23 protein-coding genes are annotated in these 26,106 nt (G+C 59.7%); 4 read left to right on the top strand and 19 right to left on the bottom strand.

Features of this window, described 5'->3' with window-relative positions:
- Positions 1 to 12 precede the first annotated feature (12 nt).
- From AWB64_RS09850 to AWB64_RS09840, 3 genes are read left to right on the top strand one after another with little or no spacing between them, the layout of a single operon-like run.
- Complete coding sequence (locus AWB64_RS09850) at positions 13 to 762, top strand: HvfC/BufC N-terminal domain-containing protein (RefSeq protein ID WP_060818745.1); 750 nt, start codon at positions 13 to 15, stop codon at positions 760 to 762.
- The gene (locus AWB64_RS09845) at positions 759 to 1,259 is read left to right on the top strand and encodes a DoxX family protein (RefSeq protein WP_060818527.1); all 501 of its coding nucleotides are present in this window, start codon (positions 759 to 761) and stop codon (positions 1,257 to 1,259) included. Before AWB64_RS09850 ends, AWB64_RS09845 begins: the two co-directional genes overlap by 4 nt.
- Positions 1,252 to 1,755: a DUF3331 domain-containing protein gene (locus tag AWB64_RS09840; protein WP_063493183.1), complete on the top strand. Its 504-nt coding sequence runs from the start codon at positions 1,252 to 1,254 to the stop codon at positions 1,753 to 1,755. Before AWB64_RS09845 ends, AWB64_RS09840 begins: the two co-directional genes overlap by 8 nt.
- 32 nt (positions 1,756 to 1,787) lie before the next feature.
- On the opposite strand, the gene AWB64_RS09835 is transcribed toward AWB64_RS09840, so the two are convergent.
- Entirely contained in the window at positions 1,788 to 2,726 is a 939-nt protein-coding gene (locus AWB64_RS09835; protein WP_060818526.1) for a helix-turn-helix domain-containing protein, read from the bottom strand.
- 293 nt (positions 2,727 to 3,019) lie between these two features.
- Between AWB64_RS09835 and lpdA the strand changes: the two genes are divergently transcribed.
- The gene (gene lpdA, locus AWB64_RS09830; RefSeq protein WP_060818525.1) at positions 3,020 to 4,420 is read left to right on the top strand and encodes a dihydrolipoyl dehydrogenase; all 1,401 of its coding nucleotides are present in this window, start codon (positions 3,020 to 3,022) and stop codon (positions 4,418 to 4,420) included.
- 14 nt (positions 4,421 to 4,434) lie between these two features.
- Here lpdA and AWB64_RS09825 read toward each other — a convergent pair whose 3' ends face one another.
- The 18 genes from AWB64_RS09825 to AWB64_RS09740 form a co-directional block, all read right to left on the bottom strand.
- Positions 4,435 to 5,394, bottom strand: coding sequence for a helix-turn-helix transcriptional regulator (locus tag AWB64_RS09825; RefSeq protein WP_060818524.1), 960 nt, complete (start codon positions 5,392 to 5,394; stop codon positions 4,435 to 4,437).
- Between the two features lie 187 nt (positions 5,395 to 5,581).
- On the bottom strand, positions 5,582 to 7,069 hold the full coding sequence (locus AWB64_RS09820; protein ID WP_082850422.1) for an MdtP family multidrug efflux transporter outer membrane subunit: 1,488 nt from the start codon (positions 7,067 to 7,069) through the stop codon (positions 5,582 to 5,584).
- Positions 7,062 to 9,146, bottom strand: a complete 2,085-nt coding sequence (locus AWB64_RS09815) for an FUSC family protein (RefSeq protein ID WP_060818523.1) — start codon at positions 9,144 to 9,146, stop codon at positions 7,062 to 7,064. Before AWB64_RS09815 ends, AWB64_RS09820 begins: the two co-directional genes overlap by 8 nt.
- A gap of 9 nt (positions 9,147 to 9,155) precedes the next feature.
- Positions 9,156 to 10,217, bottom strand: a complete 1,062-nt coding sequence (gene mdtN / locus AWB64_RS09810) for a multidrug transporter subunit MdtN (protein ID WP_060818522.1) — start codon at positions 10,215 to 10,217, stop codon at positions 9,156 to 9,158.
- 13 nt (positions 10,218 to 10,230) lie between these two features.
- Entirely contained in the window at positions 10,231 to 10,521 is a 291-nt protein-coding gene (locus tag AWB64_RS09805; protein ID WP_208603261.1) for a YtcA family lipoprotein, read from the bottom strand.
- 506 nt (positions 10,522 to 11,027) lie between these two features.
- Entirely contained in the window at positions 11,028 to 13,106 is a 2,079-nt protein-coding gene (locus tag AWB64_RS09800; RefSeq protein WP_063493182.1) for a sigma-54-dependent Fis family transcriptional regulator, read from the bottom strand.
- A gap of 544 nt (positions 13,107 to 13,650) precedes the next feature.
- Positions 13,651 to 15,288, bottom strand: coding sequence for a molecular chaperone GroEL (locus AWB64_RS09795; RefSeq protein WP_060818520.1), 1,638 nt, complete (start codon positions 15,286 to 15,288; stop codon positions 13,651 to 13,653).
- 45 nt (positions 15,289 to 15,333) lie between these two features.
- Positions 15,334 to 16,125 (bottom strand): metal-sulfur cluster assembly factor, encoded by a 792-nt coding sequence (locus tag AWB64_RS09790; protein WP_060818519.1) that lies wholly within the window; start codon positions 16,123 to 16,125, stop codon positions 15,334 to 15,336.
- Positions 16,122 to 17,141 (bottom strand): amidohydrolase family protein, encoded by a 1,020-nt coding sequence (locus tag AWB64_RS09785; RefSeq protein ID WP_060818518.1) that lies wholly within the window; start codon positions 17,139 to 17,141, stop codon positions 16,122 to 16,124. Before AWB64_RS09785 ends, AWB64_RS09790 begins: the two co-directional genes overlap by 4 nt.
- Positions 17,142 to 17,230: 89 nt before the next feature.
- Positions 17,231 to 17,584, bottom strand: a complete 354-nt coding sequence (locus AWB64_RS09780; RefSeq protein ID WP_060818517.1) for an MmoB/DmpM family protein — start codon at positions 17,582 to 17,584, stop codon at positions 17,231 to 17,233.
- Positions 17,585 to 17,627: 43 nt separating this feature from the next.
- Complete coding sequence (locus AWB64_RS09775) at positions 17,628 to 18,713, bottom strand: ferritin family protein (protein WP_060818516.1); 1,086 nt, start codon at positions 18,711 to 18,713, stop codon at positions 17,628 to 17,630.
- 61 nt (positions 18,714 to 18,774) lie between these two features.
- Entirely contained in the window at positions 18,775 to 19,866 is a 1,092-nt protein-coding gene (locus AWB64_RS09770; protein WP_208603260.1) for an NADH:ubiquinone reductase (Na(+)-transporting) subunit F, read from the bottom strand.
- Between the two features lie 68 nt (positions 19,867 to 19,934).
- Positions 19,935 to 21,605, bottom strand: coding sequence for an aromatic/alkene/methane monooxygenase hydroxylase/oxygenase subunit alpha (locus tag AWB64_RS09765; RefSeq protein ID WP_060818515.1), 1,671 nt, complete (start codon positions 21,603 to 21,605; stop codon positions 19,935 to 19,937).
- 508 nt (positions 21,606 to 22,113) lie between these two features.
- Positions 22,114 to 22,317 carry a hypothetical protein gene (locus AWB64_RS09760; protein ID WP_060818514.1) on the bottom strand — a complete coding sequence of 68 codons (204 nt, stop codon included), beginning with the start codon at positions 22,315 to 22,317 and terminating at the stop codon, positions 22,114 to 22,116.
- A gap of 39 nt (positions 22,318 to 22,356) precedes the next feature.
- Entirely contained in the window at positions 22,357 to 23,448 is a 1,092-nt protein-coding gene (locus tag AWB64_RS09755; protein WP_060818513.1) for a WD40 repeat domain-containing protein, read from the bottom strand.
- Positions 23,445 to 24,449, bottom strand: a complete 1,005-nt coding sequence (locus AWB64_RS09750; RefSeq protein WP_060818512.1) for a CobW family GTP-binding protein — start codon at positions 24,447 to 24,449, stop codon at positions 23,445 to 23,447. Before AWB64_RS09750 ends, AWB64_RS09755 begins: the two co-directional genes overlap by 4 nt.
- Positions 24,446 to 24,763, bottom strand: coding sequence for a hypothetical protein (locus AWB64_RS09745; RefSeq protein WP_060818511.1), 318 nt, complete (start codon positions 24,761 to 24,763; stop codon positions 24,446 to 24,448). The genes AWB64_RS09750 and AWB64_RS09745 overlap by 4 nt, the downstream gene beginning before the upstream one ends.
- Before the next feature lie 24 nt (positions 24,764 to 24,787).
- Positions 24,788 to 25,831 carry an NAD(P)-dependent alcohol dehydrogenase gene (locus AWB64_RS09740; RefSeq protein ID WP_060818510.1) on the bottom strand — a complete coding sequence of 348 codons (1,044 nt, stop codon included), beginning with the start codon at positions 25,829 to 25,831 and terminating at the stop codon, positions 24,788 to 24,790.
- Between the last annotated feature and the right edge of the window lie 275 nt (positions 25,832 to 26,106).

Genomic DNA, 26,106 nt, shown 5'->3' with positions numbered 1-26,106 from the left:
CTGGACCCTGGCATGCCTGTCCCGCTCGGCCTGATTGGACCGGATCTGCAGCCAAGCAAAAAACGCTTCAACGTCTATCGGAACAATGTAGTTGCCGGTCTCGTCGAGGCATTGAAGGCTGCGTTCCCCGCCGTGCGCCGTATCGTGGGCGATGAATTCTTTGCGGCGATGGCGCGCGTCTACGTCGCGCTTGAACCGCCAAGGTCGCCCATCATGCTTGACTATGGTGATACGTTCCCCGATTTCATCCAAACGTTCGAGCCGGCGAAGAGCGTGCCGTATCTGCCTGACGTCGCGCGACTCGAGCGCGCATGGGCCGAGTCGTATCACGCCGCCGAGATGCCGCCAGCCGACCCGGTTCAGCTTTCCACGATCGATCTCCAAAGCCTTTCTGAGATCAGGCTTAGGCTGCATCCTTCAGTGCGCGTAGTACGGTCGGCTTTTCCCATTGTCCATTTATGGCTGATGAACATTGACTGCGGTGTTCCCACTGCTATCGACCCTTCCAGCGCAGGCGAGCATGCGCTCGTTGTGCGCCCGGTTGCTGACGTCGAGGTTCGCCGGCTGCCTGTTGGCGCGGCGATCTTCATCCTCAGCGTCGCAGCCGACGCGCCGGTAGGTGACGCGACAAAAATCGCTCTGGACGAAAGCGCCGATTTCGACCTGACCGGTACGCTCCGCGATCTGTTTGTTGCCAATGCGATCGTCGGCTGGAAAACACGCGAAGATTCGGTGTTCAGCCCGACTGCGAGGTATGCATGAGTCAGCTCAACGCACGAACGAAAGGTCGCTTCGAACCGCTGATTCGCACCGCTCTGGAGCAAATCCAGGCGTTTGGGCGCGCCCTCGCTCCACCAATGCTGCGCATTGCTCTCGCGCTTCCGTTCTTTCGATCCGGCCTAACGCGATGGGACGGATTCCTGTCTATTTCTCCAGCGACACTTTTCCTGTTCGAGAATCAATTCAAAGTTCATATCTTTGGCGGCGCATATAGCTTCCCCTCGCCTGACACGGTCGCATTTGTCGTTGCCATAGCAGAAATAGCCCTCCCCGTTTTGCTCGTGCTGGGATTCGCGACCAGGATCGTGGCTCTTGCTCTACTGGTCATGACGGCTGTGATCCAATTGGTGTTCCCTGACGGCTGGGCCAATTTCCATCTCTATTGGGCATCGCTCGCCGTCGGGATCATGGCGCTTGGCGCAGGACCTCTGTCGCTGGATCGCCTGATAAACCGATGGTTATATCCAGGCAATGGTTGAACATACCGGCAACGCCAATTACGCTGACAAAAAAGCAATGGACACTCCGCAAACCGTCGATGCGTGGAAGTACACGGTCGACTTGCTACTGATGATGCAACGGGCAAAACTCTCATGCGTTACGAGCGCCGAAAAGCAGGCGTATTGCACCGCCTTGGGCAATCAACGCAATCGACGCGCTCGCCTCGACCACGAGCGAGTGATCCATCTTCATATCGTCGAGAAATGCTCGACTTCAACCGTAACGGTCTGCTGGCGAGATGCAACGTCCGGATGCTACGAGGAGCAACTATGGAAAATGATGGTTGCGCGGGCCGTGTCGACTTGTGCGTTAAGCGGCTTGCAGATTCGTCCTGGCGATGCCGTCTTCCGGCCTAGCGCACGCGGCTATAAACCGGCTAATGGCGACTCCATGATCCTAGTTTCCGCGGTGAAAGACATGGCACGCAATGAGCAAGGCGAATTGCCTGGCCGGAAAAGCCAGGCACTACGATAATCACCTGCTGAGAATTCGTGGGATGCCGGCAGTCAATTCGCCGCCCCCTTCACTGCCCGTCGCCGGCCATGCTCCCGCGCAAATGCGGCAGGCGTGCAACCCACGTGACGATGAAAACGCCTCGTAAAATGACTCTGATCCGCAAAACCCGTAATGAGTGCAATTTCTGAGAGGGGAATCGTAGTTTCAAGAATCAGAGATCGAGCGCGACGAATCCGGCATTGCTCGACAAAGCCAATGGCCGTCATACCCGTGCTCCGCTTGAAGAGACGAGTAAAGTGAAAACGGCTCACATTCACTATGCCTGCAAGTTCGGCGAGTCCAATGGGTCCGTCCAGATTGTCTTCGATGTATTCGGTGAGACGAGCGACTTCGACTCTGCTTAGCGCGGGCAATACCGGTGACGCAACGGACTCAAACACGTTGTAACTTCGAAGCAGATGCGCTGCCAGCGCGAACGACACATGATCGACAATCAGGGTCTGCGCGGGGTGAGGCTTGCGATCGATTTCTTCAATAAGTACCTGCGCCACGTGCTCGATGACGGGATCTCGCGTCTCGAACACGTTCCGGATCTCGACCTTCGAAATGCTGTGACGTCCAATTTGCTCGCCCGCGGACGCAATCAGAGACGTTGGGATGCGCAATCTTGCCGTGGCAGACGCACTGCCCTCCCAAAGCGAGTCGCATCCCGCCGGCATGATCATTGAAACGCCTGCGGAGATGAGACTTTCGTGGACAACGCCATCTCGTCCCTGAACAAGCCGTGCATTGCCGGTCGGGCAATAGCAGATCAGATGATGGTCGAGCGCGGGGTATCTCTCGGATACGTTGGGGAGTGGAGCATACATATCCACGGTGACACCTGGCCACGCGCGCTCGCGCGTGGTCGCAATGGGACGATGCGACAACACACGCACGATCTCATCAATGCTGACAGGCTTATCGGCGGTTTGGTAAGTCGTTGACATGTTGCAGTGCCGGATTCGAGCAGAAATGCTATCACGAAAATATTCCCGGTCGAGGTAGCAACAGGCGATATCGAATACCCATAACGTCAGACACTATCCGGCATTCGCCGCTCCGCTTGCATGGCTCATCAAGTATCGACCAACGTGCGCAAGAGTGTTCAATTCGTCTTTCCTTTGTCCTGATACGCTACGGCCCGTAGTCTCCATGCCGCCGCCGGAATTGATGGGCTGCAAAGGCGGATTCCAATGCCGTTCATTCTTCTTCCTTAGTAAGAGTCCAGGGCGCAAGGCTGATGAACCATTACGACGTCATCGTCATCGGTTGCGGCGCAGGCGGCTACAACACCGCCATTCGGGCGGCGCAGCTTGGGTTCTCCGTCGCCTGTATTGAACGAGCGTCGAACGTGGGCGGAACGGGCATTCGAACCGGCTGCATCCCGTCCCGATTGCTGCTTCATACCTCTGAGATATACGATCTGGCCAGCAAGGGGAAGAACGCTGCGCTTGGCGTTGACTGCGCACCGGCGCTCAACCTGATGCAGATGATGGCCTATAAGACGGCGGCCGTTGAACAGATGTCGAAGAGCATCCACAAGCTGTTGCGTAAGCATGGAGTGGCACTGATCTACGGCAATGCCCTGCTCGCCGCAGCAGGACAGGTTATCGTCAGGAAAGCGGACGGCTCGCAGCAAACGCTGTCCGGAACTTCCGTCGTTATTGCCACGGGCTCGGAGCCGGTCCCACTTCCATTCGCCTCTTTCGATCACACGCGGATTCTCCATTCCGCTGATGCGTTGTCGCTCGACCGGGTGCCGCGGCATCTGGCGATCATCGGCGCAGGCGCCGTGGGTGTCGAGCTGGGTTCAATCTGGAGACGACTCGGCTCGCGTATAACCCTCATTGAGCGTCATGATCGCATCTGCCACTGGCTCGACAGCGACGTCACGGCCACTCTTGAGCGCTCGCTGAAGCGGCAAGGCATTGATATCAGGTTGTCGAGTAACGCTATTGGAATCGATAAGCACTCCAACAGTGTTTCCATCCAGCTCCGTACAGCCGAATCCACTGAGATCACTACACTCGACGCGGACATGGCCCTTGTTGCTATCGGCCGTCGGCCCTTGACGACCGGACTGAACCTCGCGAACCTTGGCATTCAGGCCGATACGGAAGGCGCATTGCCTCAACAGGGACCAATGACAAACGGCCTCGGAATATGGGTGGTGGGTGACGCCGCAACTGGCCCGATGCTTATGTCCAAAGCCGAAGAAGAGGCGATCGCTTGCGCCGAGCGTATCGCGGGTCTTCCCGGATTCGTCAACTACTCGTCAATCCCGTACGTCCTCTATACAAGTCCTGAGGTCGCCGTGATCGGGAAAACCGAGGACGAACTTCGTGAAGCTGGAGCCGCGTATAGAGTCGGCTACTGTTCGCTCGCCGCGAGTGCGCGCGCCGCGATCTGCGGCACTTCCGAGGGATTTGTGAAGCTGCTGGTCGACTCCGGTACGAACCTCATCGCGGGCGCTCATCTCGTCGGGCCAGGGGCCGCCGATCTGATTTCACAGGTGACCATTGCGATGGAAGCGTCCATGATTTGCGAAGACTTCGCGCGAATCTGTCATCCGTATCCCGTCTTGTCGGAGGCGTTACGTCAGGCGGCAATGGCCGCGGGCGGGTGGATGATGCACGCGTAGCACGGCGGCTAGGGTCAACTCTCTCCGTCCAATCGCGCTGCTCGGAACCGCGAGCGCCGCCGTCCCTGTTCGCGCGCGAAAACCGCTGGCGTGCATCCGACGTGACGGTGAAATCGTCTGGTGAAATGGCTTTGGTCGACAAAGCCCACCGTCAGCGCGATCTCAGCGAGCGGCAGATCGGTGTCGGTAATCAGCGTTTGAGCCTGCCGAATCCGGCACTGCTCTACAAAGCTGATGGCAGTGCAACCTGTGCTGCGCTTGAACAAACGGCTGAAATGGAAGCGGCTGACGTTCACTACCGACGCCAGATCCTCAAGGGTGATCGTCTGATGAAGATTGCCTTCGATAAATTCAGTCAACCGGGCAATTTCAACCGCGCGAAGCGATCGCTCCCGTGCGCACTCCACCGCCTCGAAAGCGTTATACGCGCGCAGCATATGAGCGACCAGCGCTGTGGATATGGCATCGACAATCAACACCTGGACGGGATGCGCTTTTCTATCCAGTTCCACGAGCAAGATCTGTGTGAGGCGCTCGATCACCAGATCGCGCGCCTGAAACACGTTACGGATTTCCACCTGGCTTTTTCTGCGGCCAAGCTGCTCCGCCGCCAAGGCGACAAGCGAGGGTGGAATGCGCAGCCTGGCGGACAACCCCGAATCGCCTTCCCAGGTCGACTCGTAACCGGCAGGCATGATGTACGAGGTCCCCGCCGTGATCACGCTCTCATGAACGACTCCGGCTCGGCTCTGAACCAGTTTGGCGCTACCCGAAGGGCAGTAACCAATCAGGTGATGATCGAGACCCGCATAGCTTTCGGCGCAGCCGAAGTAAGGCCGATGAAGATCGGCCGTCAGCCCATTCCAGCCGCGCCCGCGCGTAGTTGCAATCGGCCGCTGGGGTCGTGCGGTCAGGATCTCGTCAATCGAGATCAATTTCGGACGGCATGGCAATGACAGAACGTTCTCGGCCATCGTTCGATCTCCGGGCGTGGATTCCCTAGGGCGTTTCGTTTCCTTTGCGGCACAGGATCTTTCTCGCGGTCTGCACGAGCTTTCCTGAGCAATGCGGTGCGACGCTGGTAACAACGCGTCCCGCCTATTTAATCCTACCGCTTGATTGTGTCACGAGTTGCGGGTATCGCACATTCCAGCAGCGCGATCAGCGCGGATTCAGCTCGACCGGTGGATCAGCCCGATATCCGCCGCCAAGTGCCTTCACCAGCGCGATCTCCTGGCTGAGGCGCTGTCCGTCGATCTCAAGAAGCGCAAGCTGCTCGGCAATCACCGGCTTTCGCGCGTCCATCGCGGCCAGCCTGTCAGCGAGTCCACGCCGATAGAGCGCTTCGGCGCTTTCATGCGCAAACGAGACCGCCTGCACCTTCTGCGTCTGCAGTTGCGCTTCGGTATTCAAGTCCTGCAGGCGGCTGCCGGTTTTCGCGACATCACGCACCGCGTCGAGTACCGCCTGATCGTATTGTTCGATCAGCAGGTTGCTCTCTGTGCGTGCGCCACCCAGGTTCGCGTTCAGGCGGCCGCCGTCGAAAATAGGCAGGTACACGCCCGGTATGAGATTGAACTGCTGGCTGGCATGTGTGAACAGATCGGCGAGATGCAGCGCGTCGACGCCGAAGAACGCCTTGATGTCGAAGCTCGGATAAAACGCGGCCTTCGCAGCATCGATCCTGTCGAACGACGCCTGCACATACGAGCGCATCGCCTGCAGATCGGGCCGGCGAGCGAGCAATTCGTACGACAGCGTCGAGGGCAACGTGGCGCGCGATTCAGGCAGCGGTACAGGCTCGATCGTGGGCAAGTTGTCCGCGCTGGCGCCAAGCAGCGCGCGCAGCGATTCGCGGAACTGCTGGATCTGCGCCCCCGCGTTGATGATTTGCCGCTGCACGGCTAGCTGGTGTGCTCGCGCGTCTTCAACAAAGGTGCGCGACTCCAGGCCCCGCGCCACGCGTGCCTCGTGCGCATCAGTCGCGAATGCCGCTATCTGCCGCAACTGCTCCAGCAAATCAATCAACTGGTATGTGGTCTGGATTCCGAAGTAAATCTGTGCAACATCGGTCGAAATCTCAAGCTCAACCGCAGATGCCTCCGCGAGCCGCGCGTTCTGCACGCCGAGCGAGGCCGCAACCTGCGCGCGCTGTTTCCCCCATATATCGATGTCCAGACTCGCGCCAAGCCCCACGATTCCCTCGGTGTACCACGGGCCGGAGAAGCCCAGCGCCGGATCGTTCAGTGCGAACGGCCCAAGAAAGCCATTCGACGACACCCGCTCGCGGTCGATCAAGCCCAGCGCGACAACCTGCAGGTTGGAACCTGCCTTGACGAGCTCGACGTCCGATTTCGCCCGCACCACGCGCATGCGCGCGATCACCATCGTTGGCGCATCGGCGAGCGCCCGATCGATCAGTATGTCGAGCTGCGCGTCGCCGTAACCCGTCCACCAATTCGCCGACGGCCAGCCATCGCGCGCAAGATGAATATCGTCGGCGAGGCGAATTTTTTCTGGCGCAATGGGCGTATAGGGCGCGGTATCGTGATGAATCAACGCGCACCCTGTCAATGCGCATGCAAGCCCGGCGAAAAGCGCGACGTTGTGCCGAAACGAACGCCAACGCAGACGGTCCGGTTCAGTCATGTTCGGAAAACTCGCGCAAGACACCGGGATGCGGCGCGGCAAGCTCCCAGTCCGGCAATCCGGCCACCTCACCCGCCAGTCGGCGCAAGCTCGCCCAAAGCGGCGCGTCGGGCAACCCGTCCGCCCTCGCAACGATCTCGATACGACGCGGCTGGCGGGCCGTGGGCGGGCTGGATGAAAGTTCACTTGCATAGCGGTCGATACGCGCGGCCGCCCGCTCCTGGATCGCGCGTACCGTGTCGACGGTCTCCCCGGTTGCGCGGGCATCATAAGCATCGAGCGCCTTGTGAAGCGCATCGCCGGCCAGCATGATTTCCCGTCCCTGTGCGAGGACTACTTGGGCACGCATCGTCAAGTGAGCCTGCTCGCCCTCCTGCCAGTTCGGTTCGAGCGCGACCCGCGCCAGCATCGCCTCGCAGTCACCCAGGACGGCCCAGGTCTGCAACTGCTGCTGCGCATAGGATAGTTGTCCGCTCGCCCCCACGTGTCCCGGGGCCACGCGCAACAGCGCGGCGACGGGGCGGAGCATGGACGCGAGCTTCAAACGCAGCACGTCGCCCTCGGCTTCTCGCCAGAACGACATCTGGATGAAAGTCGCTATGCCAACGCCGAGCAGGATTCCGACCATGCGGTCGCGAATTTCGGTGAGGTTGGTGGTGGGCCCGAACTGGCCAAGCACCGCGAGCGAGAACGTGAATAGCAACTGCACCCCGGCGTAGCCGATGCGCTCCGATCCGGCCGCGATCCACGCAGCGAGCGCGGCGATCGGCAACGCCATCAGCAATAAGCCAGCAATACTATCGAGCCGGGGAATCACGAATACGACGACCAGCAGTGCAAGCGTGCTCCCGCCGAGCGCACCGGCCACGCGCAGCAGCGCGCGCTGCGTCGATGCGCCAAGGCTCGGCAGCGCGACGATAAGGCAGGTCAGCATGATCGTATGGATACCTTGCCAATCGGATGCGTTATAGAAGACATACGAAATGAGCACTGCGAGCAGTGTCTTCAGCGAAAAGCGTGCGTACGCGGGGTTGGTCCATGCGTCCAGCACGATCATTGGCTCTTTCACCGGCGGACTGGCGGCCGGCTCGCCACGCGCGCCGAAATCGCTCAACGCGCTGAGCGCGCGCTGCATCTCGATCACCGTATCTGCCCTGCCCACGGCGTCCGCGATGTCCGGCGTGGGCGCACGCTCGATGCTATAGGGTGCATCGTTGGCAAGCGCGGTGGCGAGCGCGCGGCAGTTCTCCCGCAGCGCGTACAGACTTGACCGCTGTTCACCGGCAACCAGCTGGCTCGCGCCCAGATGTAGACGCGTAACCGTGGCAATCGACGCGAGGTGCCAGGCCTGCGTATCGCGGTAGCGGGAGTCGCGCATCGTGGCGAATTTGAGCAGCTTTTGCAGCGTAAGTGCGCCTTGCTGGACCTGAGTCGTTGTGATCGGGGCCGGCACTGGGCCGCCGTCGATCAGTTGCGTCAGACGTGTATCGACGGCTGTCAGTTGCCGCTCGAACTCCGCTTTCAATTGACGTTGTGGCTCTGCGGGCAAGAGCAGCGAGTTGATCACGAGTGTCAACGCAATCGGGTAGTTCACCGCGACCCACACCCACAGCACGGCGCGAATCAGCAACTCGGCCTGGTCTGTCTGGTCAACGAAGGTTTGTACGTAGATGATCACGATCGCAACAATGAAAAACACGATGCCGATCTTCAGCACGCGCATCAGGTAGACACTGCCAAAGAACAGCGCGCTAGCAACGACGATACGGACCAGCGGATAGTCAAACGTAAATTTCAACAGGAGGATGGAACTGCCGATCGCAATCGTCGACCCGATGATGAACATCAGGCCAACGAGCCGCGTGATCACCACATTCGACTGCGTGACGTAGAACACCACCAGCAGCGACAATGGCAGCTCCGGAACTTCGAGCGTCAACGACATCACAATGACGATCGCACTGGTCAGCAGCGCGCGCAGCATCACGTTGACGCGTCCCGGAAACGGCGCAAGCTCGGCGCGCAGGAAAGCGATCCCATCGCGCAGCGTCTCCGGCAGAACGTCCACGAGGCTCATGTGCGCTCCTCAACGACGGCCGGCATTGATACCGCCTTCGGGATAGAGAACGGCGACCGCGGAAGTGCCGATGCGGAACAACTCCGGATCGGGATGCTCTACCCGGATTTTGACCGGAAAGCGCTGCGCGACATGGACCCAGTTGAGCGTGCGTTCGATACGCGGCAGGCCGCCCGGTAACGCTACGCCGCCTTCATTCGGCAGTACGCCGTAGCTGATCGAGTCGACCGTGCCGCGAAAACGCCGACTGGTGTCGCTCAGCAGATAGACCGTCGCCGAGGTCCCGACGTGGATACCTTTCAACTCGGTCTCGCGAAAATTGGCGACCACATACCATTGCCGTGTATCGATCAGCGTGAATACGGGTTTAAGCGCGGAAGCGAATTGCCCGGTCGATGTCTTCAGTGATGCTACGCGGCCGTCGAACGGCGCGCGCACCGTCGCGAATTCCAGATTCAGTTCGGCTATCGCGATCTCGGCCTCGACCATCGCCCGCTGGGCAACCAGTGCATCGACGCCGCTCACCGCCGCCGCGGCCTGCTGCGCCTGCAGCTCGGCGGCGGCGAGTTCAGCTTGCGTGGCGCGTTGCGCCGTGCGGGCAAGATCGACGTCCTGCGCCGACACATATCCAGGCGACAACAACGGTTCAGTCCGACGCAAGGTGTCCGTCGCCTGCATCGCCGCAGCTCGTGCACGTTCGACCGCTGCGTGAGCGGACCGTGCGTTGTATTGCTGCGCGTTGACCGCGCGCTGGCTTAGCGCAATCTGCTTGTCAAGCGCGACCAGACTCGCCTGTGTGCGCATCAACGCATCCTTATAAGGACGCGGGTCGATCTGAAACAGCAGGTCGCCTTGCTTGATCGCCTGGTTGTCGCGAACGGCCAGTTCGGCAATGCGGCCGTTGACTTCCGGCACAACATCGATCGTGTCCGCATAGACGTACGCGTCGTCGGTACGCGGCTCATGATCGACGGCGCGAAGCACGAAGAGAAGTGCGAGCACGGTCACCGCCACCAGTGCGATGGCCAGGTACTTCTTGTTCGATGCCTTGTTGGCTGTCGGCGCAGTCATGGCGTTCCCGTGCTCAAGCCGATTGCTGAAAGAAGATCAACCAGGTAACCAGCGCCAACAGCATGACGAGTGTGGGATAGATCACCGCAGAAGGCCCGAAACGGCGGCTGTCAGGCAGACGTGCGAGAATCTGGTGGATGACCACTGTCAGCACGACGCCCGCGACAATACAAAACAGCCAGTCCGGAAAATACGCGCCAAGCAAGTTGACGGACGGCGAATTCACGCACCCTGTCTCAAGCAAGGCCGAGATGGCCGCAGTGCTGATCACTCGCATGGCGCCGTGCCTTTCCGAAACTGCCATGTGATCACTCCAATGTCGAAATTCGCGTTCGGACCGGAGTCACGCATGGCTTTTCGCGAGCGTTTGAATTCGCTCAATCCTGGTCCGGAATGGGGGCGTCAAAACGCTTCCAGTGAGCGTGAACGGGTCGTGGCGATTAAGAATTTGCGCTCTTTTCAATTTCGATAGACGCGTGCGCTTCTACCTGAGCAGTCTTTCAATGACAGTTTTATAGACATGGTATTTTCAAAAGGCGTCGGGGCAAGAAGCGACATGTAAGGATCGACTAGCTCGCCGACGTTAAAAAGGAGCAACGATCTCACGACATCGCGATTAAGCTAATGTTCGTGCCTACGAGATGCACCGTCAGCATACGGAATCGGACTCAGCGGAAGATTGCACGGTCTTGTGCGATTTGGTACGGAATTGCGTTTCAACGCGCGTGAAGCAAAAACTCGCCAATCAAGGATTCGTCGGCGATTTCGCTACCGCTGCGTGGAGGTGTGGGGTGTGCACAAAAAGGCCCGTCACTCCGCGACAGGTTTGACAATGCCTTCCAGTTGATAGATCTGAAGCTTTCGATACAGCGTGCTGCGCGAGACGCCCAGCGCACGTGCTGCCTGAGCAAGATTGCCGTGAGCGCCATGCACGGCACGAGCAATGGCCACGCGCTCGGTTTCCTCCAGACTGGTTGACTGGATCGCCATCGTCTTCGGCGCGCCAATAGTCGCAGTCTCGGCGAGCAATTCCACAGGCAATTCGTCAATCCCGACCTCTTCCTCACGCGACGTCAATAGCAAGTTCTCGATGATGTTGCGCATCTCCCTGACGTTGCCCGGCCATGAATAAGCGCGCAGCACGGCCATGACTTCCGGGTTTAGACGCCTCACCGGAACGCAGTGACGAACGGCAAGTCGACGGTTGAAATGATCGACCAGCAGATCGATGTCGATGTCCCGCTCGCGTAAAGGAGGAATCCGTATGCGGGTGACGCTGATCCGGTAATAAAGATCATCGCGGAATCGCCCCGATTTTACTTCGTCATGCAAATTACGATTCGTCATTCCCAGCAGGCGTACATCGACGCGCCGGGGCTGCGTGTCTCCGAGCCGATATACCACCCCTTCCTCGAGCGCGCGCAACAGCACAGGCTGAAGTTCAAGCGGCAGTTCGCCAATCTCATCAAGACACAGGGTGCCCCCATGCGCCAGTTCGAACCTCCCAGGCCTTCCCTCCGCGGTTGCGCCTGTAAAGGCACCGCGGACGTGTCCAAATAATTCGCTGCCGATCAGTTCCTTCGACGCCGCCCCGCAGTTATAGGCAACAAAAGCGCCTCCGCTCCGTTCTTCTCCGTGTATGGCACGCGCGAACAGTTCCTTGCCCACACCGGTCTCGCCCTCGATCAATACCGGTACGCGCCTGCGGGCGAGTTGGCGCCCTCGATTGACGGCGGCGAGCATGGCAGCGCTCTGTCCGAGTATCTGAGCAAAACAGTTGCGTTGCGGATCGGCCTCGCTGCCGGGCTCGTTTCCTGGCCCGCTTGCGAGACCGCTTCGAACCCCGCTTCCCGGCAAGCTTACGCGGACATTCCGTGCTTCGATCCCCGCTTCATCGCCCACACTACCCGCGCGTTCGTGCTCGGCGGCGCGGTGGCCCGAAGCACGGGATCGACCCGATGGAACAACGAGCATGGCCCCTATCGTGCTGCCTTCCACCACGACCGGATTGAACCATTCAGCGCGCAACCCACGCGGCAGGTGACGCGCCCAATCCTCCACGGCCGAGTTTTCATTCATGCCCGGAAACCGCTCTCCTATGCCCACGGGCAGCGCTACTCTGCTCGTCGAATGGACGAGGCGGCCGCGCCGGTCGATGGCGATCATGCCAGCGCCATCGGACGATGAAAGCCGTTGCAGGCAAAACGCCAGCAACTGCATGTGCTGACGGGCCGACTGCTCCGCCAGCACCATTTCGACCTGGCGCGCCGCCGTGATCGCCAGCGTCAGGTTATTGATCTGATAAGTCGAAGGTGGTCCGGAAATATCCAGTACCCCTATGATCGCACCGGTGCCGGGTTCGCAGATCGGCGCGGCCGCGCAACTCCACGACTTGATGCCTTCGCAGAAGTGCTCGGAACCGTGGATGTAGGCCGGCTGCCCGGTCGCGAGCGCAGTACCGATACCGTTCGTGCCGGCCATTGCTTCACGCCAGTCGCCGCCCGTTGTCAGATGGATTTTTTCGCCGGCCGTGAGCGTGCGCAAGTCCCCTGCTGCCTTGAGGATCACGCCGTCCTGATTGGTTAGAAGCAGGATGGAATGCGAGTCCGAGAAGAGATCCGCGGTCGCGGTAAAAAGACGATCGGAGGCCGCGAGCAATTCCCGATGACGCCATCGCAAAGCCTCAACCGCATCACCTCGCACCGCGAACGGCGCAAGGTTTGCAGAAGGATTGACACCGGATTCCAGACTGCGTTGCCACGATGCAATAAGAGCCGATGGAACCGAGACGGCGGTCTCGCCCGCCAGAAAACGCTCCCATGCGCGCATGGTGTCGCTGTCCGAATGGAGGACGTCGGCGCGCTGCGCCTCGGCCATCAGACCATGCATCACCGCGCGATCGCCGGGACTTGATGCGCTCTCACTTTGATGTCTCGCCACAAGTCTCCTCCGATGCGATTGGTCAGCGCGAAACCCTGGACCCGTTAGGGAAGGCTTGGTCGCGACTCGCTTTTCCGGTATTGCGGCTGGCGCATCTCGTTATCAAATATGGCAAGCTGGCAGCAACACCGTGGACTAGTATATGCCTAGGTTTTGATCAGGTCCGCTCGGGAAAACACGGCCTGCCCGCAGTGATCGACTATTCTTTTTGAGGCCGCGCAGCTACTGTCCTTCACGCTCTGGCAACGAAATTTTGGCAAAATCGACTCAACGGTTCCCGATGTAATAGCCCGCTATTACAAGGCGTACAAAGTGGGCCGCGCATGCACTTACTACACGCTCGATACGGACCCAAAGGGTCGAAAGCAGGCGAAGGCAGGAAGCCGGCGGGACACGCCCGCCGGTTTTTGTGAAATATATCGATGATTGATTCGGATTGCGAACTATGACAGGTTGTGTACAAAACTTTTATGCAATACCCGGTATCGTCCGACTATTTTCGGCCGTACGCCTCGGCTCCGCCGCCCAGCGCGGGCCCCGCCGTGGGATCGACCGTCTCCGGCTTCTTCGCAATCAGCGTCTGTGTCGTTAGGATCAAACCGGCAACCGATGCCGCATTGCGCACCGCGCTGTAGCTGACCTTCACTGGATCAATGATCCCCGCTTCCACCAGATTCACGAAGGCGCCAGTGCGTGCATCGAGACCCATGCCCGGTTTTGACCTGACCGCCTCGGCCACGATCGACTCACCATTCAGACCGCAGTTTGACGCAATGTGAAACAGCGGCTTCATCAGCGCCCGCTGTAACAATCTCGCGCCCTGCTGCACGCTTCCCTGCGTCCGCGAAACGACCCCTTCAAGTTCAGAGGACACCCGCAACAGCGCCATTCCTCCTCCCGGCACGACACCCTCGGCAATGGCCGCGCGCGCTGCATTGATCGCATCCTCGATCAGATGAAGACGGCGCTTCTGTTCGACCGGCGTAGCGCCACCGGCGAGGATCATCGCGGTGCCGCCGGATAGCTTGGCGAGGCGCACCTGGAACTTGTCCCGTTCGACATTCTCCGGCGCCATCTCGTACTGACGCGCCACTTGCTGACGGCGCGCGGCAATAGCGACCGGATCGCCCCCGCCAGCGGAAACGATGGTCTGGTTTGCGGAGATGCGTACTTGCCGTGCGCTGCCCAAATCTCTCAGTTCCGTTGTTTCGAGTTTTCCGCCCAGGTCGCGGGCGATCACACGGCCGCCCGTCACAATAGCGATGTCCTCGAGCATCGCCTTGCGCCAATGTCCGTATTCCGGCGGATGGATGGCCGCAACAGGCGCCCCGCCGCTGTCCCGCCATGTGAGCAGGCTTACCACGCACGCGGGCGCAACCTCCTCGGCAATGATAAGCAACGGGCGTTTGCTGTCGCCAATGAGCGCACGAATGGCTGTGACCTCGTCGACCGACTGCAGGCGCTGATCGGTCATCAGGATCAGCGGGTTATCTAGCACAACCTGCATTCTCTCGAGATCGGTGACCATGTGATGAGACAGGTAACCCCGATCAAAGGTCATGCCGTCGACCACTTCGAGACGCGTTTCGACCGTTGTGCCATATTCGACATCGACAATGCCATCCGGCCCGACCCGTTCCAACGCTTCGGCGACCATTGTGCCCGTGACTTCGTCGTTGGCCGCCACAATGGCAACAGCCCGCACTTGCGCGCTCTCGCGCAGCGGCGTTGCCGTGCGCTTGAGCGCCGCGATCACCTCGGTGACGGCGGCCTCGAGGCCCTGGACCAGTTCAACAGGATTGGCCCCTTCCGCGAGACACGCAAGGCCATCCTGCACCAGTGCGTCCGCCAGCACGGTTGCCGTGGTGGTGCCGTCGCCGGCGACTTCATTGGTCTGCTTCGATACTTCCCTCACGACCTGCGCGCCGATGTTTTCGAACACGTCTTCCAGCTCGATTTCATTGGCGATGCTTACGCCGTCACGGGAGATTATTGGCGTACCGATCGGCCGGTCGATGATCGCATTCATCCCGCGCGGTCCGAGTGTTCCCCGAACCGCCTTGGCAAGCTTGGCGACGCCCCGTCCCAGCGCCATGCGAGCCTCGTCGTCGTGCAACATGATATTCGGCATGATTGCGTGTCTCCTATTATGATTGATTCGTATAGCGAATTATCTTCAAGCGGATCTGCCTGCACTGGCGGAACGGACGAAATGTATTGGCTTGACCTCTGCCGGAGCCGCTTGAGGCACGCATCCCCCTCCGTATCGGGTAGCCAGCAGACCACGGCACAGCGCGCTGTTGAATTCGGCGTTGACCCCGACCCGTCGCAACGCGCGCAAGTAGGCGTGCATCTGAGCGGCATCGAGCGACCGTCCCTCGATGTCGACAAAAGCCAGTCCGCCCGCATCCGACACCACGACCGGACGTCGCTCCAGATAACGCTCAATCAGTCGACGACCCGTTGAATCGCACCATAGGGCAGCAAGATCGGTCACTGTAAGCCGCAACAGAGCGGTTGGCTGATGCCCGTGTCCAAGCAGATACGTCAACAGCGCTTCCTGTCTTCGCTGGAAAGCCTTGAGCAGGAAGGTCCGGCGAATCTCCTGCAGTTCGCCGCTGGCTTCGCCGCCGAAGGTTGCCTGGAAGGACTGGCCGGCCGCGACGCCGCGATTGATCTCGTCGGCATACATGTGCTCGCCAAGTCCCACGGTGACCTTCCTGACCCATGGCAAGGCCACAACGGCAACGCGCATGTCATCGGCCATCAAAAACGCGAAATTGGCGGCGCACCAGTAGGTCGGCAAGCGGAAGTCAATCTGAACGTGGGCGTCGGCACCGACCTCGACGCGGGTGACGAAACCCAGTTCCGTCACCGATTCGTCGAGTTCGGGATCGATCACCGACGCAAGCTGCGCCCACACTTGCGCAGTTCGATCATCCGCAGCAACGGCTGCCATGGTAGTCATACCGTAGCTGCCTGACGGGTATCGGCCAGCAACTTCTTCTGCGCTTCTATATCGATTCCATATAGCCGCGCGGCGTTGAGTCCAAGGATTTTCTTCTTCGCGGTCATCGACAACTGGACCCCCGTTTCCTTGGCAATGGATTCAGGCAGTTCGAACGCCATGAATTTCTCGATCAGCCACTTCGGTGACCAGATGCCATAGTCACTGCCATACAGGATCTTGTCTTCACCGATCCAGAAAAGCAGCTCGGAGATCACGTGGGCAAAATATTCCGGGCGCGTGTGAATGAACGGCAGCACGACCGCAAGACCGCCATACACGTTGGTTTCCTGTGTCGCAATCCAGCAAAAATCGTCCAGGCGCGGCAAGCCGCAGTGCTCGACAATGAAGTTCAGATTCTGGAAGCTGGTCGCTGCGTCGTCGACGTCCGCCACGTCGAACGCGTCGCGATTCAGCGGCAGGATGGTCGGCCCCTTGTGGACGTGAATGTTCTTGATGCCCAGTTTTTCGCAACGCTCGAAGTAGCGTTGCACGCCGGGGTCCGAGAGCTTGTATCCCTTGCTGTCGCCGCGCCATTCGGCGGTATAGAGCTTGACCCCCTTGATCTTGTAGCGCTCGGCGAGCTCGTCCAGCCGATCAAGCCCTGCCTCGCCATCTCGCGGATCAAACGCGCCGTTGACGATGAACCTGTGCGGGTATTTACCCTTCAACATGTAGTTGGCTTCGGTCGTGTTGAAGCCGTTCTTGTAGAAGTCCGTCAGATAGGTCGGCTGGCAGATGGCCATGTCGTCGTAGCCTTTGACGAAGAGATCTTCGTACATGGCTTCTTCCCCATACTTGTCGAACTTCTCCTTCGGCCACAAATACTCTTTGGGACTCAGGTTCGAATGGTACGCATAAAAGCAGTCGATGAACTGCTGGCCGTGCACGTTCTTGAGGTTCTCCTTGCTGCCGTCCCAAAGATGAACGTGTCCATCGATAATGAAGATCTCTTCACCTTCCGCGGTCCGATACATGACATTGTCTCCATGCTGATGCGAAAAGCGACCGGCGTTGTGACATGCGAAGCCGGTCGCGAGGGTGTGTTTCTATCGGGAATTCGTTGTCACTCGTAGGCCATGGCGTCGTCCATGTTGCCGAACAGCACAACGGTGTCGTCGTCTATCATCACCATCCGCCCGTAGTGGGTCGAGGTAGAGATCTCGAACAGATGCGGCGTCATCTCGCGGCCAAGCGATTCGCTGATCTCGCTCATCTTGAACTCGATCTTTCCCTGACCGTCTATGCGAATCATCGCGGGCAGATAGGTCACCGTAATGCCGGGCTTATTCGCCATCAATTCCGCTATGGCGCGCGCCTCGACACTGTCATTCATGGTGACGCCGCATTGATGGGAAATAGTCTGCTCGAAACGAACGTCCTTCATCGACTTGAAGATGTTGTCGGTATGCACTGACATTGCGTACTCCTCGTCCCGGTTAGGTCGTATTGCAAAAAATCTCTCAGGCTTCGATCGACAGGGGAAACCGTATGCCGATTTCCCTGGCAATCATCTCGGCCCGTTCCACTGCGCTGTTCAGGCTGTCGGTGAACTGCACTGCCTTGACATGCGGAATGGCCCAGATCGGTTGCAGGTGCTTGGCCGCATCGGATGCCAGCGCGCCATGCTTCTCCAGCCATTCGCCGAACAGCTTGCGGTTGGCGTCTCCGTGCTTCGGGTCGTTGGCCAGCATATGGAACAGCTCGACCGCGTTGGCCAGGTTGCGCTCGTAATCGCCCTCGGCCGCCGATACGACCGTGGGCGTGAGGAAGTCATTCTGGGACGCCGCCATCTGCATGACGAAACCGCTGCGGAACAGATCGGCCACCAGCGGCTCGAAGACCACATTTACGGCGAAGTACTTTTCTAGGAAGTCGGTTGCACCGCCAATAGCCTCCACTGCCCGGCGGGTTCCCTGCCAGATAGGATCGTTGAGCCAATGCGACTTGCCAGCGTCCAGGTCCAGATTCGGCGCGTCGAGTGCGACTTCGCCCAGGTACAACGTCAGGTCTTGCGCGAAGCGCAGTTTGTACGATGCATTCGTGAGAATGGCGCTGTTGATCATCTGCGTCACGCCGTAGCGTTGTGCGTGCATGGTCGCCGTCCCCAGGCCAAATTCCGCATGCTTGTATGCGCCCAGATGCTGCTCCAGCACCTTGAGCCACGCCTTGTCGAAACGCTTCACCGCACCGGAGCGCCGTGCATTGCTGATCGCGCTGCTGATCATGCCGATGATGGTGGATTGGCGCTGATAGTGGGTACGCTCCCATTCTTCGTCGACCGCGCGAAATTTGTGCCAGTCCGTGCATTTCGCGGCGGTCCAGGTTTCCGAATAAGTCGGCGTGCCATCGGCGAACGAGATGATCCAGTCCTGCAGCAAGTATCGCTTCGGGTCCGGCTGGACGTCGACAGTCATGTCTTCGTAGTGGCTCGCCTTGCGGCCCTTCGGCTCGAAGTAGTTGTACTTGCGGCTGTCCCAGCCGGCGAACTGGGCTGCGCCGGCCGCGCCTGAAGCAAGCGGCGCCGGTTGCTCTGTCGTGGTGCTCATGTCGATCCTCCTTGGTCCTTCATTTACGGGAACTTCGGGTCTGCAGCCGGCTAGCGGCGAGTTATCGAACGGCCTGGGTAAACTTGTCGAAATACAGCCGCTCGGGTGAGACGCCGGCCATTTGCAGCACGGGCATCACCGCGTCGATCATGGGTGTCGGACCGCATGTATATGCGTCGATCTCGCCGGCAAGCGCTTCCTCACGCAAGGTCCGCCCAAGCACTTCGTGAATGAAACCGGTCTCGCCGGTCCAGTCGTCGCCGGGTTCCGCGTGTGACAGCGCAGGGATAAAACGGAAGTCCGGGAGCTTCGCCGCAAGCGCCGCGAAATCGTCGAGATAAAACAGGTCGCGACGGGTACGCGCGCCGTAGAAGAAACGCACCGGCCTGCGTTCACCGCTCTGGACGAGATCGTTCAGGATCGACCACAAGGGAGACATGCCTGAGCCGCCGCCGACCAGGACCATGGGCCCGGATTGATCTTCCCGCCGGAAGCATGTGCCGTATGGCCCCTTCGCCATCAACCTGTCACCCGGCTTGAGACCTTCGTCAAGCTGGCAAGAAAAAGCGCCGGTCGGATATTTCTTGATGATGAACGCGAGACTCGTCTGGCCACCAGGCTCGGCGGGCACGCTCGCCATGGAGAACGACCGGGTGATGTCCAATCCCGGAATGGTCAGGTCTACGTACTGACCGGCCCAGAACCTCAGGGGCTGATCCAGTTCCACTTCGAGCAGCCTGATGTCGTGCGTCAAGGCAGTTACTTTCTTTAGGGTTGCCCCAAATTCCTTCACCGCAATGGAGCGGCGCATCAGGTCTTCGTCGTAGTTCAGCAGCTCGACCGTCAAGTCGCTGAACGCCAGCGTCCGGCACAGCAAGATGTGATTCGTCTCGCGCTCGTAGTCGGGCAGCGCAAAGGTTGAATACTTCTTCAGTTCGACGTCGCCCTCGATCAACAAGGACTTGCAACTGCTGCACTGCCCTTCCTTGCATCCGTGCATGACCGAGATGCCCTGGCGGAACGCGGCGTCCAGCACAGTCTCTCCCTCCGCGACCTCCATCTCGACGCCGACAGGCTCGAATCGCACGGTATGGACTGTCTGATAATCGACTGTTTCCGGCATGTCGCCCCTCTTTGATTGCATGTCGCTCATCGTGCCTCCCTGATCCGTCCGGAAGCGGTACGCTCACCGCTCATTCGCTCCCGGACGGCATCGCTTCATCAATTAACCGGGTTGATCTTGAAGCCGGCCTTGTATTCAGCGATGTGCTTCTCGCGCTGCTCAGGCGTCATGCCCCGAAGCAGAACAATTGGGCTCTGGATCACGTGCCCGCGAACATGGTCGAGCGTCCACATGTTCCTGTCGTCGAAGCGAAGATGCGGTTGCGGCACCAGGGTCTTGCCGTCGCTGCGCACGAAGCCGAGATCCTTGATGCAATCGGCCAGGTCCCATCCGTGATAGACCTCCTCCCATTCGCGACGTCCGCTAAAGCGTCCCATGGCGGGCGTCGGCCGTCCTTCGTATTCCGGGGCGAACGCCACTTTGTGAGTCCAGCGGCACAGCTCCGAGCAATACGTGTACAACTGCCCGTCCACTTCATCGACCACAAAGTCTTCGCGGATCAGGCACGGCACCAGGCAACTCCAGCAGCGGTGCGGGTACACGTAACCGTTTTCCTGGTCGAACAACATGTTGGTCTCGCCAGGGACGCTCTTCTTCGCGTACCACTTCCAGTAGTCGCCGAATTCGGCGTACCAGCCCGGGTACTTGTGTTCGAACCACTCAAAGTCCTTTTCGGTCTGCGCTTCGATACGCCAGAAGTTGACCGGCCAGCCCACGGAGAAGAATTGCGCGACCTTGTGCACGTAATTCTTCTTGACCAGACGATCCCACGCGGCGCCCACGTCGTCGTGGTGAATCTTGATGCCATATTTTTCGAGCGGCAGCATGTAGGTACGGTAGTAATCCTCATAAATCCACCGGTGCCACAACTCCACGTACGATTCCTTGTTCTTGTCGCGATCCGTGGTGCCGTACTCGATGAACGTTCCAATGGCCGCGTCCACAATGGCATGGTTCTGCCAGAAGGCGTAGCGAAGATCGCGTTCCAGCAGCAGATGATTGTCGGGGTCGTTGATGATCGACATCACCAGCGAATGTCCGTTGCCTATATGCCGGCTTTCATCGGACTGCACGGACAGGAATACCGTTGGCAACGCATAGTCGCCGTTGCGCGCGGCTTCTGACGGCATGGCGACGAACAGGGTGTTCGTGAACGCCGTTTCAGCAACCACTTGCAGGAACACATTCGCCGCCGTTACTGCGTCACCGGTCAGGAAACCTTCGGCGAACTGGCGGCCAATCGTGGTCGCATAGCACTTGCCGAACGCCGCCTCCGTGATGTCGAATCCGGCCGGGTCGATGTAGTTCTCCATGTACCACTTCTTCAGGTTCATCTGAATAGTCGAATGCCGGAATTCATCGACCATCTGCATGGTGAAACCCGTACGCAGTTCTTCTCCTGGAGCCAGACGGCCGAGCATCGCCATTGAACGCGCCGCGGAAATTTCCGGGAACGGGATGATTGCAAGGAACAGCTTCATCCACTCGACCCAGCGCGGCTGCACGTTGCGAAACATGTCGCCGCGCAACGCTGCGTCGAGCGCACCGTAGACGCGGTTGTCCTTCTCTTCCTGCATTGGAAAATAGGAACGCAGCACCTGTTTCATCGGGTCGCGTGGCGCCTTGCTGATCTTGTAGTCAGTCGGGAAGGTCATTGCTTCCTGAACGTAACTGGGCGTCCAGCCGAGATCGGCAACGCGGCGTGCCGCCTCGCCAATGCTTATCCCACGCTGGGAGGTGATCTTGTTGAGGGTTAATCCATCAGACATCGAGCTCTCCTTTTCCATTTCACGATTCACCGCCGGATTCGGATTTCGTACGGCGGCGCTATGGGGCTGGGCCAATTGACGCTTCGGCCGGAGTCAACAATCAACAACGCAGGCGGTGATTACTGTCGCGAACAAAAAAGTGCGCGGGAATATGGAACAGACGGATGTTTGGGTACGGTCTTCACGATCCATGCCTCCAGTCGTTTTGGTTATGCACTTCGGATCATCGACGCTTGGGTCTCGATCTGCTCTTGTAGAGCGATTTGCATGCCAACGAGGCGCATGTCTCGCGCTATAAGGCTGCATGGCATATGAGCTTGTCCCGGGTGAGCATGGAGCCGCGAATTCTGTTTTGTTATGCGACATTTGCGTTTCGCCGATCTGTCCAATATTGGGACGCTCGTGGCTGTCACGTGTTGCCCGTTCGGGACGCCGTAAGACAAAAGGCTCACGTCAGCGCGTGACCATACATATGGATCCCGAACTATTTTTTAAAACCGGTCTGTAGCTACAGTCCCGGCCGTCCACCTTGATCGCCCGTATGAATCACGCTCTGTGCGTCTTCGCCATTCGGCTTTCTTTCGGCAATGAACCGGGCCGCAAGCACAAGGGCGCCCATTGCGAAATCACGACCGTAGGCCTCGATCATTTCGTCACCCATTGCGCCCAGCCGCTCGAAGAATTGATCCTTGGTTGGATGTGTATCGGCCATGATTGCCTCCGTCTTTATGTAATAGGAATGGCGTGTCCCTCAATGCGTGCCTTCGAAGTGAAACAGCGCCTCCGGCAACAATACGAGACCGATCTCGCCCGCTTGCGTGCCCATGGCCAGCCGGCAGCCATCGGGCGACCACGTGACGGCGCTGACAGGACTGTCGCCAGACGGCTTCACGAAAAGAATGTCACTGCCGCCCGGCTGGCACAGCAGTACCGCGCCGTTGTGATACCCGACCGCGATCAACGGATGCGCAGGATGGCAAGCAACACACGTGACGGGCGTCTTGCCCGCGATGCCGCACTCTCCAGGTTGATCGTCGCCGCCAGGGGGGTCGAACCGCCAGCAGATCACGCGCGGACCGCCGCTAGTCACCAGAACGCGGCCGTCCGCCGAAAACGATAACGATCGAGGTTGCCCGGAATACCCGCCCATTTCGATGTCGCCGCCATCGGGCAAGCGCCATCCGTGCAGCGCGTTCTCCTCCATGCCGCTCACTAAATAACGGCCGTCGGGACTCCACGCAACGCTGCGGTGGTAGCCAGGCCACGCAAGCGGGCGGAGAACATGAGAGTCGACTGGCCACAGCGTGACGCCGCCACGGTGCGCAATCGCCAACTGGTCGCCGGTAGCATTGAAGACGAGGGCCGTCGCCGATCCGGGCAGCGGCAGGCTTGCCGGCCTCGTTCCCAGCCAGTGCACCCGGCGACCGGTTGCATAAGCTCGCCCGGCACACGTTGTGGCAACGAGATCGATCCACTCGCCGGCGGAATCGATGAGTACCTCGCTCGTACCGTCCACATTCAAGTGAACAAGCCGGCCGTCGTCTCCGCCACTCAGAAAGCCGCCTTCCGGATCGGCAGCAAGCGCAAGACACGTACCGTCATGCACGCTGAAACGGGTTACCGGCGCCGGCGGTTCTCGCGCAGGCACGAATTCGACACCGCCGCCCTGCCGGGGCCTGACCACGGGTCCACCGGGCCACGCGGCCGCCGTGAACGCCACTGTGCCGTCGCCCAGCGCGAACCCTGCGTGGCTTCCCGCAAAGTCCCACGCAATGGCGACAACGGCGGCATCCGTCAACGAACGCGCCCCGAGCAATTCGATCAAAGACAGCGGCGCGTTCATGAGTCGCTCGTGCAACGCCCAATGCTCTCCCGCAATCCGCGCCCATCGAGATTGCGGCCGATAAACACCAGCTTGCTATCGCGTACTTCATCGGCTCGCCAGGGCCGGTCGAAATCCGTGTCGATGGTCATGTGCACGCCCTGGAACACGAAGCGACGGTCCGATCCCGCGAGGTCGACAATTCCCTTGGCTCGCAGCAGATCCTGGCCCTGTTCGACCACTAGCTGTTGCAGCCACGAAAGGAACCGGCTGCGCTCCAGCGGCTGCTCGACGCACAGCGACACGCAGTCTATGCCGTGGCTGTGACGGCCCGGATTCGTGGATATGCGACTGAATGGCCGCTCATCGCGCAAATGCTTCCGGACGTAATCCGGCGACGCGTCGATATGCAGGCGTCCAAGGTCAAACGCGCCTCGATCGAGTAATTGCGCAAGCGGCACCGCACAGCGCACGCTGTGCAGCAACTCGGCGGTTGGATTGATTCCACGGATCGCCGCTTCTACCGACGCCAGGCTGGTTGCATCGACGAGATCCGTCTTGTTTAGCAACACGATGTCAGCCTGCGCCAGTTGCTCCGCAGGCTCGCGGCTATCGGCAAGACGTGATTGCAGATGCAGCGCGTCGACCACGCAAATCACACTGTCGAGCCGTGTGCGCTGACGAATCTCGTCGTCAATAAAGAATGTCTGAACCACGGGCGCGGGATCCGCCAAACCAGACATCTCGATCAGGATGCCGTCGAAGCCGGCCTTGCGCTTGATTAATCCCGACACCACGCGGATCAGGTCCCCGCGCACCTTGCAGCACACGCAGCCGTTGTTCAGTTCTACTACTTCATCTTCCGCGCCAACGACGAGGCCTCCATCAATGCCCAGTTCGCCGTATTCGTTGACGATAACGGCATAACGCCGGCCGTGCTGCTCGCGCAATATGCGATTGAGCAACGTGGTCTTGCCTGCGCCGAGAAAGCCGGTAAGCACCGTGACCGGAATTCGGTTCATTGCAACGCTCCGGGTTTCTTGCCGGGTTCCGCACTATCGAAATTCGCCAGCTCGTCCTCGAGCCACGCACGCTCGGCTTCAACCGCAAGCAGCTCGCTTTCGGATGCGCTCAAGCGCTCCCGCAATTGCGCGATATCCCGCGTCCGGTCCGGCGTGACGCCTTCGCGTTTCTCGCACGCAAGAGCGCATGCCAACTCGATCTCCGCGCCAGCGCAACGATTTTCGCCACGCAAATAGCGGGAATTCACCTCGGTCAATGCAATGACCAGGCGCACGCGCTCCGGAATTGGCGGCGAATCTTGCGGCGGCGTCACGGCGTCCTCCCGACGGATTCATCGCTATGGAATGAGCACCGCACGGCCCCTGACCTTGCCGTGATGCAGGTCCTTGAGCGCCTGATTCGCCTCGCTCAGGCGGTATTCCTTTGTGGCCAGATGAACCAGTCCACGGTCGGCCAACGCCATCAGTTCGACCAGTTCGGGATACGTCCCGACCAGATTGCCGACAATCGTCTTCTCGCTGGTGATCATGTCGATAGTGGGCAACTCGATCTTGCCGCCATAACCGACGATGTAATAGAAGCCGCCGTTGCGCGTCATGTCGAGGCCCTTGGCGATCGCATCGCCTTCACCGACGAAATCGATGACCGCCTCCGCGCCATTGCCGCCGGTCAACTCGAGCACGCCTTGCACTTCGTCTGTCCCGCCCTTGACCGTATGATCCGCGCCGCATTCCTTCGCGAGTTGCAGCGCAGTTTCCGAACGGTCGACAACGATGATTTCAGCTGCGCAAAGCGCCTTCAAGACCTGAATGCCGATATGCCCCAGGCCCCCGGCGCCAATCACGACCGCAAACTGGCCCGGCAGCAAATGGCGCGATGCTTTCTTGGCCGCGCGGTACGCGGTCAGTCCGGCGTCGGTATAAGGCGCGACATCTTTAGGCGCCAGCGACGTGGGCAGTTTGATCAGGGACCGCTCGCCTGTCAGCAGGTATTCCGCGTATCCGCCATTCGCATTGATGCCTGGGAAACTGCTATCGGTTGCATGCATGTCGTCACCGCGCCGGCATGCAAGGCAGTGACCGCTGGTCACGAGCGGATGGCAGATCACGGGGTCGCCGACCTTGATGCTTTCCACGGCGGAGCCTACCGCCTCGACCCAGCCCGCGTTTTCGTGACCCATGATGTAGGGCAAGACAACGTCGACCTTGCTGCGCCAGATACCTTCGACAACGTGCAGGTCGGTACGGCAAACACCCGCGCCTCCAATACGCACGATCACGTCTGTGGGGCGCGTGATTTTCGGATCCTCGACATCCTCATAACGCACGAACTCATCGCGGCTCAATGATTCATCGTATGCATGCAGCACGGAAGCTTTCACGTTTCGTCTCCTTGTCACGGCTTGACGGGGACATTTGGCCGGACGAACCGGGCGGGTTCTCCCGCGTTCCCTGTCGCGTTTTTATCGGTGTGGACTATGCAAGCTTTATGCCGATGGAACGCTCGTGAACCGAGCCAGGCGCGAAGCTTGGTGGAGAGAGGGGATGAGTCGCCGCTTCGGGTTTTCGGGTTTCGCGGACTGTCGCAGAATCGGACGCTTGATCGATAAGCGGGCGCGGACGCTGTCGCGAAATGAAACACATGGACGCCGCCGCG

The organism is Caballeronia sordidicola (genome assembly GCF_001544455.2).
Taxonomy (GTDB): domain Bacteria; phylum Pseudomonadota; class Gammaproteobacteria; order Burkholderiales; family Burkholderiaceae; genus Caballeronia; species Caballeronia sordidicola.
The sequence above is the reverse complement of the archived record's forward strand: the minus strand, read 5'-3'. Positions and strand labels throughout refer to the sequence as shown.

What these genes read in the sequence shown, in the direction of transcription:
- AWB64_RS09840 (WP_063493183.1), top strand. Translation starts at nt 1,252, where the DNA reads ATGGTTGAACATACCGGCAACGCCAATTACGCTGACAAAAAAGCAATG.
- AWB64_RS09760 (WP_060818514.1), bottom strand. Translation starts at nt 22,317, where the DNA reads ATGGCCGATACACATCCAACCAAGGATCAATTCTTCGAGCGGCTGGGC.
- AWB64_RS09780 (WP_060818517.1), bottom strand. Translation starts at nt 17,584, where the DNA reads ATGTCAGTGCATACCGACAACATCTTCAAGTCGATGAAGGACGTTCGT.
- AWB64_RS09815 (WP_060818523.1), bottom strand. Translation starts at nt 9,146, where the DNA reads ATGAGCCTCGTGGACGTTCTGCCGGAGACGCTGCGCGATGGGATCGCT.
- AWB64_RS09845 (WP_060818527.1), top strand. Translation starts at nt 759, where the DNA reads ATGAGTCAGCTCAACGCACGAACGAAAGGTCGCTTCGAACCGCTGATT.
- AWB64_RS09775 (WP_060818516.1), bottom strand. Translation starts at nt 18,713, where the DNA reads ATGAGCACCACGACAGAGCAACCGGCGCCGCTTGCTTCAGGCGCGGCC.
- AWB64_RS09820 (WP_082850422.1), bottom strand. Translation starts at nt 7,069, where the DNA reads ATGACTGAACCGGACCGTCTGCGTTGGCGTTCGTTTCGGCACAACGTC.
- AWB64_RS09835 (WP_060818526.1), bottom strand. Translation starts at nt 2,726, where the DNA reads ATGTCAACGACTTACCAAACCGCCGATAAGCCTGTCAGCATTGATGAG.
- AWB64_RS09755 (WP_060818513.1), bottom strand. Translation starts at nt 23,448, where the DNA reads ATGAACGCGCCGCTGTCTTTGATCGAATTGCTCGGGGCGCGTTCGTTG.
- AWB64_RS09795 (WP_060818520.1), bottom strand. Translation starts at nt 15,288, where the DNA reads ATGCCGAATATCATGTTGCACGACGACGAGGCTCGCATGGCGCTGGGA.
- AWB64_RS09785 (WP_060818518.1), bottom strand. Translation starts at nt 17,141, where the DNA reads ATGTATCGGACCGCGGAAGGTGAAGAGATCTTCATTATCGATGGACAC.
- AWB64_RS09750 (WP_060818512.1), bottom strand. Translation starts at nt 24,449, where the DNA reads ATGAACCGAATTCCGGTCACGGTGCTTACCGGCTTTCTCGGCGCAGGC.
- AWB64_RS09765 (WP_060818515.1), bottom strand. Translation starts at nt 21,605, where the DNA reads ATGTCTGATGGATTAACCCTCAACAAGATCACCTCCCAGCGTGGGATA.
- mdtN (WP_060818522.1), bottom strand. Translation starts at nt 10,217, where the DNA reads ATGACTGCGCCGACAGCCAACAAGGCATCGAACAAGAAGTACCTGGCC.
- AWB64_RS09790 (WP_060818519.1), bottom strand. Translation starts at nt 16,125, where the DNA reads ATGACTACCATGGCAGCCGTTGCTGCGGATGATCGAACTGCGCAAGTG.
- AWB64_RS09850 (WP_060818745.1), top strand. Translation starts at nt 13, where the DNA reads ATGCCTGTCCCGCTCGGCCTGATTGGACCGGATCTGCAGCCAAGCAAA.
- AWB64_RS09805 (WP_208603261.1), bottom strand. Translation starts at nt 10,521, where the DNA reads ATGGCAGTTTCGGAAAGGCACGGCGCCATGCGAGTGATCAGCACTGCG.
- AWB64_RS09800 (WP_063493182.1), bottom strand. Translation starts at nt 13,106, where the DNA reads ATGCATGGTCTGATGGCCGAGGCGCAGCGCGCCGACGTCCTCCATTCG.
- AWB64_RS09825 (WP_060818524.1), bottom strand. Translation starts at nt 5,394, where the DNA reads ATGGCCGAGAACGTTCTGTCATTGCCATGCCGTCCGAAATTGATCTCG.
- lpdA (WP_060818525.1), top strand. Translation starts at nt 3,020, where the DNA reads ATGAACCATTACGACGTCATCGTCATCGGTTGCGGCGCAGGCGGCTAC.
- AWB64_RS09770 (WP_208603260.1), bottom strand. Translation starts at nt 19,866, where the DNA reads ATGAGCGACATGCAATCAAAGAGGGGCGACATGCCGGAAACAGTCGAT.